General features: G+C 70.8%; 13 protein-coding genes and 1 pseudogene. 6 read left to right on the top strand and 8 right to left on the bottom strand.

Going from position 1 to position 13,867, the window contains the following annotated elements; all coding sequences use genetic code 11:
• Positions 1 to 158: 158 nt before the first annotated feature.
• Complete coding sequence (locus NOD94_RS35720; protein ID WP_281210390.1) at positions 159 to 362, top strand: hypothetical protein; 204 nt, start codon at positions 159 to 161, stop codon at positions 360 to 362.
• Positions 359 to 775: a hypothetical protein gene (locus NOD94_RS35725; RefSeq protein WP_281210391.1), complete on the top strand. Its 417-nt coding sequence runs from the start codon at positions 359 to 361 to the stop codon at positions 773 to 775. The genes NOD94_RS35720 and NOD94_RS35725 overlap by 4 nt, the downstream gene beginning before the upstream one ends.
• Positions 776 to 836: 61 nt before the next feature.
• Here the strand turns inward: NOD94_RS35725 and NOD94_RS35730 are convergent, their stop codons facing one another.
• From NOD94_RS35730 to NOD94_RS35740, 3 genes are all read right to left on the bottom strand, one after another.
• A complete protein-coding gene (locus tag NOD94_RS35730) occupies positions 837 to 2,153 on the bottom strand; it encodes a M28 family metallopeptidase (protein ID WP_281210392.1) in 1,317 nt (438 codons plus the stop codon).
• Positions 2,154 to 2,359: 206 nt separating this feature from the next.
• Positions 2,360 to 3,424 (bottom strand): EamA family transporter RarD, encoded by a 1,065-nt coding sequence (gene rarD / locus NOD94_RS35735; protein ID WP_281210393.1) that lies wholly within the window; start codon positions 3,422 to 3,424, stop codon positions 2,360 to 2,362.
• A 161-nt stretch (positions 3,425 to 3,585) separates the two neighbouring features.
• Entirely contained in the window at positions 3,586 to 4,440 is an 855-nt protein-coding gene (locus tag NOD94_RS35740; protein ID WP_281210394.1) for an SDR family oxidoreductase, read from the bottom strand.
• A gap of 86 nt (positions 4,441 to 4,526) precedes the next feature.
• Between NOD94_RS35740 and NOD94_RS35745 the strand changes: the two genes are divergently transcribed.
• Complete coding sequence (locus NOD94_RS35745) at positions 4,527 to 4,940, top strand: helix-turn-helix domain-containing protein (RefSeq protein ID WP_281210395.1); 414 nt, start codon at positions 4,527 to 4,529, stop codon at positions 4,938 to 4,940.
• Between the two features lie 67 nt (positions 4,941 to 5,007).
• Here the strand turns inward: NOD94_RS35745 and NOD94_RS35750 are convergent, their stop codons facing one another.
• From NOD94_RS35750 to NOD94_RS35770, 5 genes are all read right to left on the bottom strand, one after another.
• Positions 5,008 to 6,066 carry a 2-oxoacid:ferredoxin oxidoreductase subunit beta gene (locus tag NOD94_RS35750; RefSeq protein WP_281210400.1) on the bottom strand — a complete coding sequence of 353 codons (1,059 nt, stop codon included), beginning with the start codon at positions 6,064 to 6,066 and terminating at the stop codon, positions 5,008 to 5,010.
• Position 6,067: 1 nt separating this feature from the next.
• Positions 6,068 to 8,014 carry a 2-oxoacid:acceptor oxidoreductase subunit alpha gene (locus tag NOD94_RS35755; protein ID WP_281210396.1) on the bottom strand — a complete coding sequence of 649 codons (1,947 nt, stop codon included), beginning with the start codon at positions 8,012 to 8,014 and terminating at the stop codon, positions 6,068 to 6,070.
• Between the two features lie 243 nt (positions 8,015 to 8,257).
• Positions 8,258 to 8,917: a response regulator transcription factor gene (locus NOD94_RS35760; protein ID WP_281210401.1), complete on the bottom strand. Its 660-nt coding sequence runs from the start codon at positions 8,915 to 8,917 to the stop codon at positions 8,258 to 8,260.
• A 250-nt stretch (positions 8,918 to 9,167) separates the two neighbouring features.
• Complete coding sequence (locus NOD94_RS35765; protein ID WP_281210397.1) at positions 9,168 to 10,469, bottom strand: sensor histidine kinase; 1,302 nt, start codon at positions 10,467 to 10,469, stop codon at positions 9,168 to 9,170.
• 337 nt (positions 10,470 to 10,806) lie between these two features.
• Positions 10,807 to 11,964, bottom strand: coding sequence for a sensor histidine kinase (locus tag NOD94_RS35770; protein ID WP_281210398.1), 1,158 nt, complete (start codon positions 11,962 to 11,964; stop codon positions 10,807 to 10,809).
• A 156-nt stretch (positions 11,965 to 12,120) separates the two neighbouring features.
• Here NOD94_RS35770 and NOD94_RS35775 point away from each other — a divergent pair, with 156 nt between their 5' ends.
• The 3 genes and pseudogenes from NOD94_RS35775 to NOD94_RS35785 all read left to right on the top strand — a co-directional run.
• The gene (locus NOD94_RS35775) at positions 12,121 to 12,528 is read left to right on the top strand and encodes an NADH-quinone oxidoreductase subunit A (protein ID WP_030163040.1); all 408 of its coding nucleotides are present in this window, start codon (positions 12,121 to 12,123) and stop codon (positions 12,526 to 12,528) included.
• A complete protein-coding gene (locus tag NOD94_RS35780) occupies positions 12,519 to 13,136 on the top strand; it encodes an NADH-quinone oxidoreductase subunit B (protein WP_281210399.1) in 618 nt (205 codons plus the stop codon). The genes NOD94_RS35775 and NOD94_RS35780 overlap by 10 nt, the downstream gene beginning before the upstream one ends.
• Positions 13,133 to 13,750: pseudogene (locus tag NOD94_RS35785) on the top strand (NADH-quinone oxidoreductase subunit C); the annotation flags it as partial. The gene NOD94_RS35780 and the pseudogene NOD94_RS35785, both read left to right, overlap by 4 nt.
• Positions 13,751 to 13,867 lie beyond the last annotated feature (117 nt).

Raw genomic sequence — 13,867 nt, forward strand, 5'->3', positions numbered from 1 at the left:
TGTGGGTAGGGGGAATTTGCGGGGGGGGGGGGGGGGGGTGGGGGGGCGGCGCGGGGGGCCCCCCCCCCGGCGGGGGGGGGGGGGGGGTGGGGGCCCCCCCCCCCACCCTTCTGCCGTTCCCCTCCTGCGTACAGCAAGGCCGCTGTACCGTGATGGCCATGTCGAGACACGTCACCATTCGCCTGGACGAAGAGTTCCACGAGCGCCTCAAGGCACGCGCGGCGGCGCTGGGCACGACGGTCACCGCACTGATCACCGAGGTGACGGAGCGCGAACTCGACGAGGACCGCAAGACGTTCCTCACCGGCATCGAGGAGTTCGCCGATCACTGGAGCTACTTCCAGGAGCGGTTCGGCAATTGAAGATCACCATGGAGTGGGCCTGGACTGCCCTCGCCCACCACCTGCCGTCGGATCCCGCCGTATGGGACCCCTCCGGGGTGGCCGCCGCCGTCGCCCGGCACCAGAACGACCTGGTGCTGGTCCCCGAGCAGCCCGCCCCCGACACCGCCTGGCGGGCCGCCGCGTTCCTGCACACGCTGGCCGTCTGCCCCGCGCTCGAATCCCCGATGAACGAGTTCTACGCGGCCGCGGCCACCCGCTCGTACCTGCGGGTGGCCGGGGCCAGGCAACTGCCGACACCGGAGGAGCTCGGCGACCTCGTGGAGGCCGCGAAGCTCGGCCGCGCCGACATCGGGGCCGTCGCCGAGGAACTTCGCGCCCGGATCCAGGAGCCGCTGCCCGCGTCGTTGCGCTCCAGCGCGGAGGACGCGTAGCTCCGGGACCGGGACGTCCCGCGCCGGCGCCGCCCCGTCGGGAGCGGCGCCGGGCACTTCACTAGAAGGTGATCTTCCAGCTGTTGATGTAGCCGACGTCCTGCGCGGCCACGTCCTTGACCTGGAGCTTCCAGACCCCGTTCGCCACCTCGCTCGACGCGTTCACCGTGTACGAGGCGATGACGTTGTCGGCGGAGTCCGAGCCGGAGTTCTTCAGCCGGTACGCCGTGCCGTCGGGGGCGATCAGGTCGATCTGGAGGTCACCGCGGTAGGTGTGGACGATGTTCACGTCGACCTTGGTGGTGGCGGGCGCGTTGCCGGCGACGCCGGACACCGTGATCGGCGAGTTCACCCCGGCGGCGGGGGAGTCCGGGATGTTCACGTCCGTCGTGTTCTCGAACGACGGGCCCGGCGGGACCGGGGTGGACGCCCCGAGGTTCCAGACCGCGTAGGCGATGGCGTCCGCGTTGCGGTCCAGTGCGGTGTCGTTGATGTTCGACGTGTTGTCGCAGGAGGAGTGGTAGCAGCGGTCGAAGGACTGACCGGCCGTGCCGCCCCACTTCTGAGCCTGCGCCGACGTCTTGCTGTTGCTGGCGCCGGTGAACAGACCGCCGACGGGAATGCCCACGTTCTTGAAGGACGCGTGGTCCGAGCGGCCGTCGCCCTCGGTCTCGATCTCCGTCGCCACGCCGAGGCCGGCGTAGTAGTTCTTGAACGTCTGCTCGATGGTCGGGTCGTCGTCGTAGACGAAGTAACCCGGGTTCGGCGAGCCGATCATGTCGAAGTTCAGGTACCCGGCGAACTTGGCCCGCTCGGCCGTCGGCAGGTTGTTGACGTAGTACTTCGAGCCGACCAGGCCCAGCTCCTCCGCGCCCCACCAGCCGAAGCGCAGGTGCTTCGTCGGCTGGAGGCCCGCCCGCGACACGGCGAGGGCGGTCTCCAGGACTGCCGCGCTGCCCGAACCGTTGTCGTTGATGCCCGCGCCCGAGGTCACCGAGTCCAGGTGCGCGCCGGACATCAGCACCGAGTTGGGGTCACCGCCCGGCCAGTCGGCGATCAGGTTGTACCCGGTGGCTCCGCTGGAGGTGAAGGTCTGGAGCGTGGTGGTGAAGCCGGCCGCGTCCAGCTTGGCCTTCACGTAGTCGATGGACGCCTTGTACCCGGCCCTGCCGTGCGCGCGGTTGCCGCCGTTGTTGGTGGCGATCGTCTGCAGCTGCGTCAGGTGGGCCTTGACGTTGGCCAGCGGGATGTCGGGCGGGGTGGGTGCCGCGGTGACCGCCGTGGGTGCGGCGAGTGCGGCGGGGGCGGTGGCGCCCAGCAGACCGGTGACCGCGATCGCGGTCACGGCAGCGAGGCGCCGGGAGACGGACAGGCTCATGTGGGGGCTCCGGGATTCCGTATGGGGATGAGACGGAACGTGCGGGGATAGAGCAGGTGAGCTTGTAGTGCGTCAGTGCGAGCCTGATGTTCAGCGAGAGCATGACAATCCGTCAAGACCACAATCCGGTCAGGGCGGTTCGGAAAACGGACGATCCCCGGTACGGATGGTCCGTACCGGGGATCGGGTGGGCGAAGGGGACGGTGTTACGCCGGTTCGCGGGTCTGCGGGGGAGAGCCGGCGGGCCCGTCGGCGAGGGTCGCGGCGGGCGCCGGGGCGGGGGCCTCGCGAAGGCCTTCCCGGGGCGCGGTCCGCGAGGTCTCCGACGGGACCTCCTGCGGGCCGGCGCCGAGCGCCGTCGCCGCGGCGGCCGCGAGTCGGGCCCGCGACCTGCGGGAAGTGCGCAGCGCGTCCCAGGTCAGGATCGCGAGGGCGGCCCACACCAGGGAGAAGCCCGCCCAGCGCTCGGGCGGCATCGCCTCGTGGAAGTACAGGACGCCGAGCCCGAACTGGAACACCGGGGCCATGTACTGGAGCAGCCCCAGCGTGGACAGCGGCACCCGGATCGCGGCCGCCCCGAAGAGCACCAGCGGGATCGCGGTGACCAGGCCCGTCGCGGCCAGCAGCAGGGAATGCCCCATGCCTTCCGTGGCGAAGGTCGAGTCACCCTGGACCCCCAGCCACAGCAGGTAGGCGAGGGCCGGCGGGAACAGCAGCGCCGTCTCCGCGGTCAGCGACTCCAGGCCGCCCATGTCGAGCTTCTTCTTGATCAGCCCGTACGCGGCGAAGGAGAAGGCCAGGACCAGCGAGATCCACGGCGGCCGCCCGTACCCGACGGCGAGCACCACCACGGCCGCGAAGCCGATACCGACGGCCGCCCACTGGGCCCGGCGCAGCCGCTCCCCGAGCACCAGGACGCCGATCGCGATGGTGACCAGCGGGTTGATGAAGTAGCCGAGGCTGGCCTCGACGACCTGCCCGTTGTTGACCGCCCAGATGTAAAGGCCCCAGTTCACGCTGATGACGGAGGCCGCGAGCGCCGTCAGGCCGAGCTTGCGGGGCTGTCGGGCCAGCTCGCGTATCCAGCTCCAGCGGCGCAGCGCCAGCAGGGCGATCCCGACGACGGCCAGCGACCACACCATCCGGTGGGCCAGGATCTCGACCGCGCCCGAGGGCTTGAGCAGTGGCCAGAAGAGGGGCACGAGGCCCCACAGGCCGTACGCGCCGAATCCGGAGAGCAATCCCGTGCGCTGCTCGTTATCCGCCTTCACGGGTCCTCCAGTGCTACTTCAGGCCAATCTCACAACTCAACGACGGTAGCGCCGCACGGGTCCGATGTCATGCCCGTATAAGCGAGATACTCATGACATCTCGATGGGTGAGACGGCCGGTCGGCCGGGTCGCCCCGGCCGGTCGCCGTGGGTGATCCGGATCAGGCCAGGGCGGCGGTGATGGCCGCGGCCACCGGGGTCGTCGGCCGGCCGATCAGCCGCGCCAGGTCCCCGCTCGTACCGGCCAGCCGGCCGCGCGCGATGGCCGCGTCGACGTCGACCAGGATCGCCGCGAAGCCCTCGGGGACCCCGGCGCCGGTCAGGACCGCCTGGTGCTCGTCGGCGGCCACCGAGGCGTACGCGACCTCCTTGCCGGACTGCCGGGCCACCTCGGCGGCGTACTCGGCCAGGCTCCAGGCGGTGTCGCCGGAGAGCTCGTAGACCCGGTTCAGGTGCTCGTCGCCGGTCAGCACGGCCGCGGCGGCCGCCGCGTAGTCGGCCCGCGCCGCGGAGGCGATCCGGCCCTCGCCCGCGCTGCCGACGACGGCGCCGTGCGCCAGGACGCCGGGCAGCTGGGCGGTGTAGTTCTCGTGGTACCAGCCGTTGCGCAGGAAGGTGTGGGGGAGCGCGGAGTCGAGGATCGCCTGCTCGGTGACCTTGTGCTCGGCCGCCAGGTCGAAGTCGGCCTCGGGTCCGCCGAGGATCCCGGTGTACGCCAGCTGGGCGACGCCGGCCGCCTCGGCGGCCTTGATGACGGCCGTGTGCTGCGGGACGCGGCGGCCGACCTGGTTTCCGGAGATCAGCAGGACCCGGTCCCCGGCCCGGAAGGCGCGGGCCAGGCTCGCGGGGTCGTCGTAGTCGGCGACCCGCACCTCGACGCCGCGCGCGGCGAGGTCGGCGGCCTTCTCCTCGTCGCGGACGACTGCGGCGACGCGGTCGGCGGGGACCCGGTTCAGCAGCTCCTCGATGACGAGGCGGCCCAGGGATCCGGTGGCTCCGGTGACGACGATGCTCATGGTGTGCTCCTGTTCGAGGTGGATGACACCACCCTACGGAGAGCGCTAACCATTGGAAAGTACCCACTTCGAAGTAAGGTACTGGCATGAAGGTAAGTATCCCGAGCACCCCTGGGAAAGCAGCCGACGTCCGGACCCCGGTGTGCCCCTCGCGCGGCATCCTGGAGCACGTCACCAGCCGCTGGGGCGTGCTCGTGCTCGCCGCCCTCGTCGAGCGCTCCCACCGCTTCAGCGAACTGCGCCGGGAGGTGGGCGGCGTCAGCGAGAAGATGCTCGCCCAGACCCTGCGGACGCTGGAGCGCGACGGCTTCGTCCTGCGCCACGCGCACCCCGTGATCCCGCCGCACGTCGACTACACGCTGACGGAACTCGGCCGGGAGGCCGCCGAACAGGTGTGGGCCCTCGCGCGCTGGACGGAACGCCGCACGGCCGAGGTCCAGGGCGCCCGCGCGGCCTACGACGAGGCCCGCGCGGCGCACGACGAGGCCCGGACCCCGTAACGGGTCCGGGCCTCGTCCTGCCTGCCTGCCGCCGGTCCGCGGCCGGCCTGGCGCCGCCGTCCGCTGCCTAGTCGGCGACGGTCCAGGTGTCGGCGCCCGCCAGCAGCGTCGCCAGATCGCCCTTGCCCCGCTGGTCGACGGCGGTGTCCAACTGCTCGGCCATGAGGGTGTCGTAGACGGGGCGTTGGGTGCTGCGCAGGACGCCGATGGGGGTGTGGTGGAGGGTGTCGGGGTCGGCGAGGCGGGAGAGGGCGAAGGCGGTGGTGGGGGAGGCGGTGTGGGCGTCGTGGATCAGGACGCGGTGTTCGTTGTCCGGGGTGATCTCGATGACGTGGAGGTCGCCGGTGGCCGGATCGCGTGCGACGCCCTTGTCGTTGTCGGCGCCGAAGCGGATGGGGCGGCCGTGTTCGAGGCGGATCACGGCTTCCTGGGCCTGTTCGTTGTCCTTGAGGATGTCGAAGGCGCCGTCGTTGAAGATGTTGCAGTTCTGGTAGATCTCGACGAGTGCGGTGCCCTGGTGGTCGGCGGCCTGGCGCAGGACGTCGGTGAGGTGTTTGCGGTCGGAGTCGATGGTGCGGGCGACGAAGGTGGCTTCGGCTCCGATGGCGAGGCTGATGGGGTTGAAAGGGGCGTCGAGGGAGCCCATGGGGGTGGATTTGGTGATCTTGCCGAGTTCGCTGGTGGGGGAGTACTGGCCTTTGGTGAGGCCGTAGATCCTGTTGTTGAAGAGGAGGATCTTGAGGTTGACGTTGCGGCGTAGGGCGTGGATGAGGTGGTTGCCGCCGATGGAGAGGGCGTCGCCGTCGCCGGTGACGACCCAGACGGACAGGTCGCGGCGGGAGGTGGCGAGTCCGGTGGCGATGGCGGGGGCGCGGCCGTGGATGGAGTGCATCCCGTAGGTGTTCATGTAGTACGGGAAGCGGGAGGAGCAGCCGATGCCGGAGACGAAGACGATGTTCTCCTTGGCCAGTCCCAGCTCGGGCATGAAGCCCTGGACGGCGGCGAGGACGGCGTAGTCACCGCAGCCGGGACACCAACGGACCTCCTGGTCCGACTTGAAGTCCTTCATGGACTGTTTGGCCTCGGCCTTGGGCACCAGTGACAGCAGGGTGGGGGCGTCGGTCACTTCAGTCATCGATGGCCTCCTTGAGAACCGTCGCGAGCTGTTCCGCCTTGAAGGGCATGCCGTTGACCTGGTTGTACGACTGGGCGTCGACCAAGTACTTCGCCCGGATCAGGGTGGCCAGCTGCCCGAGGTTCATCTCAGGCACCACTACCTTGTCGTAACGCTTCAGGACCTCGCCGAGATTCCTCGGGAAGGGGTTGACGTGGCGCAGGTGGGCCTGCGCGATGGGGGTGCCGGCGGTGCGCAGGCGGCGGACGGCGGCGGTGATGGGGCCGTAGGTGGAGCCCCAGCCCAGGACGAGGGTCCGGGCGCCGGTGGGGTCGTCGACCCGGAGGTCGGGCACCTGAATGTTGTCGATCTTGGCCTGGCGGGTGCGGACCATGAAGTCGTGGTTGGCCGGGTCGTAGGAGATGTTGCCCGTGCCGTCCTGCTTCTCGATCCCGCCGATCCGGTGCTCCAGCCCCGCCGTACCCGGTACCGCCCAGGGGCGGGCCAGGGTGAGCGGGTCCCGCTTGTAGGGCCAGTACACCTCGGTGCCGTCCGCGAGGGTGTGGTTCGGTTCGGTGGCGAACTGCACCGTGAGGTCGGGCAGGTCCGCCACGTCCGGGATCCGCCAGGGCTCGGAGCCGTTGGCGAGGTAGCCGTCCGACAGCAGGAACACCGGCGTCCGATACGTCAGCGCGATCCGCGCCGCCTCCAGCGCCGCGTCGAAACAGTCCGCCGGGGTCCGCGGGGCGACGATCGGGACCGGCGCCTCACCGTTGCGCCCGTACATCGCCTGCAACAGATCGGCCTGCTCCGTCTTGGTCGGCAACCCCGTCGAGGGCCCACCACGTTGGATGTCCACGATCAACAGCGGCAACTCCAACGACACCGCCAACCCGATCGTCTCCGACTTCAACGCCACACCCGGCCCCGACGTCGTCGTCACCGCCAACGCCCCACCGAACGCCGCGCCCAGCGCCGCCCCGATCCCCGCGATCTCGTCCTCCGCCTGGAAGGTCCGCACCCCGAAGTTCTTGTGCCGGCTCAGCTCGTGCAGGATGTCCGACGCCGGGGTGATCGGATACGACCCCAGATACAACGGCAGGTCCGCCTGCCGACCCGCCGCGATCAACCCGTACGACAGGGCCAGGTTCCCCGAGATGTTGCGGTAGGTACCCGCCGGGAACGCGTCACCGGCCGGCGCGACCTCGTAGGAGACCGCGAAGTCCTCCGTCGTCTCCCCGAAGTTCCAGCCCGCCCGGAACGCGACGATGTTCGCCTCCGCGATCTGCGGCCTCTTCGCGAACTTCTGCCGCAGGAACGCCTCCGTCCCCTCCGTCGGCCGGTGATACATCCACGACAGCAGACCCAACGCGAACATGTTCTTGCTGCGCTCGGCCTCCTTCCGCGACAACCCGAAGTCCTTCAGCGCCTCCACCGTCAACGTCGTCAACGGCACCCGATGGATGCTGTAGGCGTCCAGCGACCCGTCCTCCAACGGCGACGTCTCATAACCGACCTTCGCCATCGGACGCTTCGTGAACTCGTCCGTATTGACGATGATCTCCGCGCCGCGCGGGACATCGGCGATGTTCGCCTTCAACGCCGCCGGATTCATCGCGACCAGCACGTTCGGAGCGTCCCCCGGCGTCAGGATGTCGTGATCCGCGAAATGCAACTGGAACGACGACACCCCCGGCAGCGTCCCCGCGGGCGCCCTGATCTCCGCCGGAAAGTTCGGCAGCGTCGAAAGGTCGTTACCGAAAGACGCCGTCTCCGAAGTGAAACGGTCACCCGTCAGCTGCATACCGTCACCCGAATCACCCGCGAAACGGATGATCACACGATCGACGCGGCGGATTTCCTTGCCGGATCCATCCGTACGGGGCGCTGCGCGCTGCCCCGCGATGGCTCCTCCGGCCCCGTCGGCCTGCTCGGCCGGGCTACTGACCTGGCTGGTCACTGAACTGGACCTCCTTCGAGGCTGGGCGTTCGTTCCCAAGGCCAACCCTACGTCCGTGGGGATGTCCAACCCTGGGTTTCCCACATCGTGGAACATCTCGCTGGACCATGTGTCCAGCGGATGTCGTGCTCTACACGGATATTCCTAACCTCCCGGAGGCGACATCGGGGGCCGACCTGCGCGACCCGCCGACACCGTCGCCGTTCCTGCTCGACCGTTCGTACCTGACAGGGTGTCAGTCGATCAAGATTTCAGATAGGTGAGCACCGCCAGAACGCGCCGGTGATCCCCGTCACTCGGGGACAGCCCGAGCTTCATGAAGATATTGCTGACGTGCTTCTCCACCGCCCCGTCGCTCACCACCAGCTGTTTCGCCACGGCGGAATTGGTCCGTCCTTCCGCCATCAGCCCCAGCACCTCGCGCTCGCGGGGGGTCAGCCCCGCCAGTACGTCCTGCTTCCGGCTGCGGCCCAGCAGCTGGGCGACGACCTCGGGGTCCAGTGCCGTACCGCCCCGGGCCACCCGCACCACCGCGTCCAGGAACTCCCGCACCTCGGCCACCCGGTCCTTCAGCAGGTAGCCCACACCGGTGGTGGAACCGGCCAGCAGTTCGGTGGCGTACTGCTCCTCCACGTACTGGGACAGCACGAGCACCCCGATCCCCGGGTACTCGCGGCGCAGCCGCACGGCCGCCCGCACCCCCTCGTCGGTGTGCGTCGGCGGCATCCGCACGTCGGCCACCACCACGTCCGGCAGCGCGTCCTCCGCCGCCAGCTCCGCCACCGTCTTGATCAGGGCTTCCGCGTCCCCGACGCCTGCCACGACGTCATGCCCCCGGTCGGTCAGCAGCCGGGTCAGGCCCTCACGGAGCAGCACTGAATCCTCGGCGATGACCACCCGCACCCTGTCGTCCACGTTCAGCAGCTCCCGCATCGTCACTCGTCGTCCGCACACCCACATCCGTCACCGGGCGTGCCCGGCATGGCCAAGCATCCCAGCCCGGTGGCCCGGAACGACCCGGAACGGTCCGGTCCGGCCAACACGTCCGCGTACGGAGGGAGTTTCCGGGAACGCGAAGGGCCCCGGCGGCGCGGCGCGCCGGGGCCCTCGGGCGGTGCGGTGGTGCGGTGCGGTGTGCCCGCGGAGTCGTGGGTCAGGGCCGCCAGGGCAGTTCCGCGGTGACCGTCGTCCCGTGTCCGGCGGCGGAATCGACGACCAGTACGCCGTCCACGGCGTCCAGCCGCTCGGTCAGCCCCGCCAGCCCGCTCCCGGCGCCGACGCCGGCCCCGCCCCGCCCGTCGTCCGCGACCTGGATCAGCAGGCGCTCCCCGGACTTCCACACGTCGACGGAGGCCGACCCGGCCCGCGCGTGCTTGCTGACGTTCTGCAGCAGCTCGGAAACGGTGAAGTACGCGATCCCCTCGATCGCGGCCGCCGGGCGGGCCGGCAGGTCCACCGCCACCCGCACGGGGACCGCGCACCGCGAGGCCACCGACGACAGGGCCGCGTCCAGGCCGCGGTCGGTCAGGACGGCCGGGTGGATGCCGCGGGCGAGGTCGCGCAGTTCCTGGAGGGCGACCTTCACCTCCCCGTGAGCCTCGTCGACCATGCGGGCGGCGGCCCGCGGGTCCTCGGCCAGCTTCTCCTTCGCCAGCCCCAGGTCCATGGCCAGCGCCACCAGCCGGGCCTGCGCCCCGTCGTGCAGATCGCGTTCGATGCGCCGCAGGTCCGCCGCCGCCGTGTCCACGACCACCCCGCGGTCGGCCTCCAGCTCCGTGACCCGGCTGTCCAGGCGGGACGGGCCCAGCAGCCCGACCACGAGGACCCGGTCGACGGTGGCCAGCGCGCGGATGACCCACGGCGTGGCCAGGGTGACGGCGAGCCCGATCAGGCTGGTGACCACGATGGCGAGCGGCGAGTCGAGGTAGAAGGAGTAGTCGTCGTTCTGGAACAGCTGGAGGCCCGGCTGATCGGTGAAGGCGGGGATCACCCAGAACCACAGCGGGTACAGCAGGTAGCCCCATCCGGCCGCCCACAGCGTGAGCGACAGGACGAACGCGAACAGCGCCCACGGAAAGTGGACCACCGAGTACAGCAGGTGCCGCCAGGCGCTGCCGCTCTTGAGCAGCGCCCCCACGGCCGGCAGCAGTCCACCCTTGGCCGCCCGGACCGGAGCCGGATCGGCTAGCGGCACCCGCAGCAGGCCCCGCACCCGGGCCCGCTCCACCTGCCCGAACCCCCGGCACATCGCCAGCACGCCCGCCAGCACCGGCACGCCGACGAAGGTCACCAGCAGCCCGGCGCCGAGGCTCACCCCGGCGACGGCCAGCGAGAAGTACAGGGTGCTCAGCGGCAGGCCGATGAGCAGGTACCCGAACTCCCGCCAGGTCCGCGCCGCCAGGGGCGCCCGCAGTACCTCGACGGCCACCCGACCGGTGTCCTCGCCGTTGCCCATGTCCCGACCCGCCCTTCACGTCATGCCCGGTGTCCCGGTATGCCTCCACACTGCCGTCGCGGGCAGGGCCCGGACCATGCGGCAGGTGGGCGTCCGCATCGGGGGGTTATCCCCACCCCGCCGCCCGTTCGGGCACCCGCGCGGTGTCCAGGATGTGGGCGAGCGCCTCGACCGGGTCCGGCATGCGGACGGGAGCCCGAGGCTGGACGGACCCCCGGTCGGATGCGGGGCGGCCGGACTCCCGGCCGGTTCCGGACCCGGACTCCCGGCCCGACGCGGGACGGCCGGGACCCCCGGCCGGCGTGCGGACGGGGGTCCCGGTGATGCCCGGCAGGGCCTACGTGCGGTCGCGCCACGGCAGCTCCGCCGTCACGACCGTGCCCCGGCCCTCGGGGGAGTCCAGGACGAAGACGCCGTCCACCGCCCCCAGCCGCTCGGCGAGGCCCGCCATGCCGGTGCCCCCGGACAGCCGCGCCCCGCCCCGCCCGTCGTCCGACACGCGGATCAGCAGCCGCTTCTCCGACCGCCACACCTCGACGCTCGCACCCCGCGCCCCCGCGTGCTTGCTGACGTTCTGGAGCAACTCCGACACCACGAAGTAGGCGATCCCCTCGATCGCCTCCGCCGGCCGCCCCGGCAGGTCGACCGCCACCTTCACCGGCACCACGCACCGCGAGGCCACCGACGACAGCGCCGCGTCCAGCCCCCGGTCCGTCAGCACCGCGGGGTGGATGCCCCGCGCGAGGTCGCGCAGCTCCTGCAACGCCAGCTTCACCTCTCCGTGCGCCTCGTCGACCATCGCCGCCGCCCCCTCCGGGTCCTCCAGCAGCTTCTCCTTCGCCAGACCCAGCCCCATCGCCAGCGCCACCAGCCGCGCCTGGGCCCCGTCGTGCAGGTCCCGTTCGATGCGCCGCAGGTCCGCCGCCGCCGTGTCCACGACCACCCCCCGACCCGACTCCAGCGCCGCGATGCGTCGCTCCAACTCGTCGGACGGCGACAGCAGGCCCCGCACCATCGCGCGGTCCACGTTCGCCATCGCGCGCACCACGTACGGCAGCACCGGCCACAGCACGAACAGTCCGGTCAGCGCGACGGTGAAGGTCAGCACCCCCCACGGCAGCCTGACCAGCTCGTACAGCACCGTCCGCCAGGCCACCGGGTCCTTGACGGCCGCCCACAGCCAGGGGAAGAACCCGCCCGACCGCTTCGGACCGGGAAGCGGAGTCGGCTCGTCCACCCGTACGCCCAGCAGTCCCCGCGCCCGCGCGCGATCGAGCTTCCCGAGCTGCCGTGACCCGTAGAGCACGCATGCGAGCAGCGGCAGACCGATCGCGGTCACCGACAGACCACCCGCCGTCGAAATCATGACAACCGTGTAAACGAAGCCGATCAGCGCCACCGGAAGGTTGCTCAGCAGGTAAGCGATCTCCTTCCACGTCACCACGTCGAAGGCCGGGCGCACCGGCGGAGGGGAGGCTTGATCGTTCACTGTCATGGGCCACAGCCTGCCAATTCGGCGGCGCCGGTGCCATGGGGTAGCCAGGCGCCAGTGAACGGGGGATAACCCCACCCCGCCGGGCCCAGGCCCTAGACTCCCGTCCGTACCAGATCAACAACACCGTCGACAGTGGCCGAGAAGCGAGGAACGGACGTGCCCGACCCAACGGTATCGACCGTGACCGTGCTCGCCGCGGACTATTTCCGGAGCTATTCGGTCGTCGGGCTGCTCGCCGTCCTCGGCGTGCTGTTCGTCGCCGTCGCCTTCGGCGCCGGCCGCCTGCTGCGGCCCGTCGTCCCGACGCCGGAAAAGCTGCTGACCTACGAGTGCGGCGTGGACCCCGTCGGCGAGGGCTGGGCACACACCCAGGTCCGCTACTACGTCTACGCGTTCCTGTACGTCATCTTCGCCGTCGACTCCATCTTCCTGTTCCCCTGGGCGACGGTGTTCGCCGCCGCCGGCTACGGCGCCACGACCCTCGTCGAGATGTTCATCTTCCTCGGGTTCCTGGCCGTCGGCCTGCTCTACGCGTACAAGAAGGGCGTCCTCGAATGGACGTGACACCGGCCCAGGCACCGGCCGCGAGCCCCGCCGAGCCCCAGCTGCTCCCGGAACCCAAGCGCCTGGGAGTCCTCTCCCGGCTCGCCCCGGAACCGATGAAGGTGGTCCTCAACTGGGGACGCCGCTACAGCCTGTGGGTCTTCAACTTCGGCCTCGCCTGCTGCGCCATCGAGTTCATCGCCGCGTCCATGGCGCGGCACGACTTCATCCGCCTCGGCGTGATCCCCTTCGCGCCCGGCCCGCGCCAGGCCGACCTGATGATCGTCTCGGGCACGGTCACGGACAAGATGGCCCCGGCCGTCAAGCGGCTCTACGAGCAGATGCCGGAGCCGAAGTACGTCATCTCCTTCGGCGCCTGCTCCAACTGCGGCGGCCCGTACTGGGACTCGTACTCCGTGACCAAGGGCGTCGACCAGATCATCCCCGTCGACGTGTACGTACCCGGCTGCCCGCCGCGCCCCGAAGCCCTCCTCCAGGGCATCCTGAAGCTCCAGGAGAAGATCGCCAGAGAGTCCCTCGCGGAACGCTATGCCGCGGGCCCCTCCGTCGCCCAGCTCACCAGCGGCCTGGTCACGCCCCCGCCCGCCACCCCCGGAGCCGGCGCGTGAACCTCTACGACTCCCTGCCCGACGCCGCCCCGGCCGTCTTCGGAGCCGAGGCCGTCGCCTCGTTCGCGTACGAGGTCCTCACGGTGGACGTCCCCGTCGGCTCCTGGATCCCCTCCCTCGAAATCGCCCGCGACAAGCTGGGCTGCACCTACTTCGACTGGCTGAGCGCCGTCGACGAACCCGGCACCGGCTTCCGGATCTGCGCACACCTGGTCTCCCTGGAGAACCACCGCGTACGCCGCCTCCTGCTGCGCACCACCGTCCCGCACGGCGCCCCCTCCCTGCCCTCCGCCGTCGCCGTCTACGCCGGCGCGGAATGGCACGAGCGGGAGACGTTCGAGATGTTCGGGGTGACCTTCACCGACCACCCCCACCTGGTGCCGCTGCTGCTCCCCGAGAACTTCGAGGGACACCCGTTGCGCAAGGACTTCGTCCTCGCGGCGCGCGTCGCCAAGGCCTGGCCCGGCGCCAAGGAACCCGGCGAAGGCCACGACCCCGACGCCCCGAAGCGCCGCCAGATGCTCCCGCCGGGCGTACCCGACCCGAACGACTGGGGCCCCCTCAAGGGCCAACTCCCCCCGGCCCCCACCCGCCCGGCCCGCACCCCGCGAGCCGGCGCCCCGGCCCGCACCCCGCGCGAGAGATCGGAAGAGCGTCGTGTACGGCAACACTGTTCCAGCAAGTGTATAAATCGGTGGTCGCCGTTTCATTAAAAATTGGGGGGGGGGGGG

Source organism: Streptomyces sp. Isolate_45, from assembly GCF_024721315.2.
In the GTDB taxonomy this organism is placed as follows: Bacteria; Actinomycetota; Actinomycetes; order Streptomycetales; family Streptomycetaceae; genus Streptomyces.